Below are 1,799 nucleotides of genomic sequence, written 5' to 3' on the forward strand. Positions count from 1 at the left end.
CGGTGTTTGTCAATATAGTTGTCGCATTTAGTTACTTTAGTATTTTGAGAAATGTCATCAATCACCGTGTTTATTCAAGACTACCGCGCTACGCTTGCTGGCCTGGTGATTTGAATCGAAAGGAAAAGCGTGCTTTCGATTCAAATCACCAGGAAAATGGCGAATATTATGGTTTCCTCAATGCTTTTGCTTTCCCATCATCTCGCATAGGATTGAGGGCTACCTGTTCATTCGGTGTCCAATTTCTTGTGCCTCGTGCCCAACGCTCCGGATGCTTTACCTTCGCTGCTTCGTATACGTCTTTTCGCTTTGCTAATATGGCAATGTGTTCTCCCGTATGACATTGTACAGGCGTCACAAAATTAAGCCCACTATGCAGGTGAATCTCGTTGTACCAATGGACAAATTGCTGTGCCCATTTCCTTGCTTCATCGAGTGACGGAAACCCTTTGTGTGGGAAATCCGGTCGATATTTGAGTGTCCGAAACATTGCCTCTGAGTAAGGATTATCATTACTTACACGCGGTCTTGAAAACGAACTTTGAATGCCCAATTTCTCTAGTAAACTTAGGAATGTCTCAGCTTTCATCGGGCTACCATTATCTGAATGCAACACAAGTGGTGCCCCTTGAATTTTTTCACTGATAACTGCTTTTTTCACGAGCGTTTCGGCGTGTTTGGCCTCTTCTGTTTCCCAAACTTCCCATCCAACGACTTTTCTACTAAATAAATCAAGAATTAGATAGAGTCGATAATACAAACCTTTCACAGGTCCACCAAGCCAAGTAATATCCCATGTCCACACCTGGTTAGTCGATATTGCCAAATGACTCTCTGGGATTCTTCGTTCGGGTTTTTGACTACGGCCACGGTGATGTTGCATTTTTTCCTCACGTAACACACGATAAAATGTGGATTCTGAAGCAATGTAAGTTCCTTGGTCCGCAAGCTTTGGTACAATTTGTGTCGGTGGTAAATCTGCGTATTCCTCTTGTTTGACAACCGACAGTATTTCCTCTTTTTCTTCCATAGATAACTTATTTTTCGGCACTGGTCTTTTAGCGAGCGGACGCTGATCAACCTTCACAACACCCTCTGCCACCCAGCGCTCAAATGTTCGAACACTGAAATGAAGTTCCTCGCATGCCTTCGCTAATCGCGCACCATTTTGATTGGCTTCTTGAATAAGTTCGACAGCTAATGCGCGATTTGAAGGGCTAATCATTCTTCCTCGTCGTCCCCCCAAATCGCTTGGGCCTTTTTTCGCAAAAGTAATAACGCCGCAGCTTCCGCGAGTGCTTTTTCTTTCTTTTGTAACTCTTTTTCTAATTGTTTGGCACGCTTCTTTTCTTCCTTCAATGCACCATTCAACTGCTTTGCTTGATCAAATGCCTGACCATTTGCCTGGAGACATACACTTTTCCATGCTTCAATCTGTTCACGATACAGACCTTTCTTACGACAATACTCGGCAAGCTCCAACTCATTCATCGCGAATGTCTCCATCACGATTAAAAACTTATCGTGGCTGTTCCATTTATCGCTAATTTGACCATTGCCTGGCGTTGCCACACCAGCTGTGCGAGCTTCCTTACGCCACTTGTACAATGTCACTTCTGTGATGCCTTCTTCTTTCGCAATTGGCGTCACTGATTCGTTATTCGGCGGCATCATGCGTTTGACAATTGCCTCTTTTTGTTCCTGCGAATATCTTACTCTATTTTTCCCTGTCATATCGATCAACCTCCGTGTTATTTACTTAACTATAACACTAAAGTATCTTACGACAACTATCCTAA

Annotated in this window: 1 protein-coding gene; it reads right to left on the reverse strand. The window is 43.4% G+C overall.

Features of this window, described 5'->3' with window-relative positions:
- Positions 1 to 166: 166 nt before the first annotated feature.
- Positions 167 to 1,734, reverse strand: a protein-coding gene (locus ACE198_RS27910) for an IS3 family transposase (protein ID WP_375377790.1) whose coding sequence is annotated in 2 segments (ribosomal slippage) — positions 167 to 1,251 and positions 1,251 to 1,734 — 1,569 coding nt in all. Because the reading frame shifts where the segments join, the coding sequence is not laid out codon by codon here.
- Positions 1,735 to 1,799 lie beyond the last annotated feature (65 nt).

The organism is Neobacillus sp. KR4-4 (assembly GCF_042136325.1).
Classification (GTDB): domain Bacteria; phylum Bacillota; class Bacilli; order Bacillales; family Cytobacillaceae; genus Neobacillus.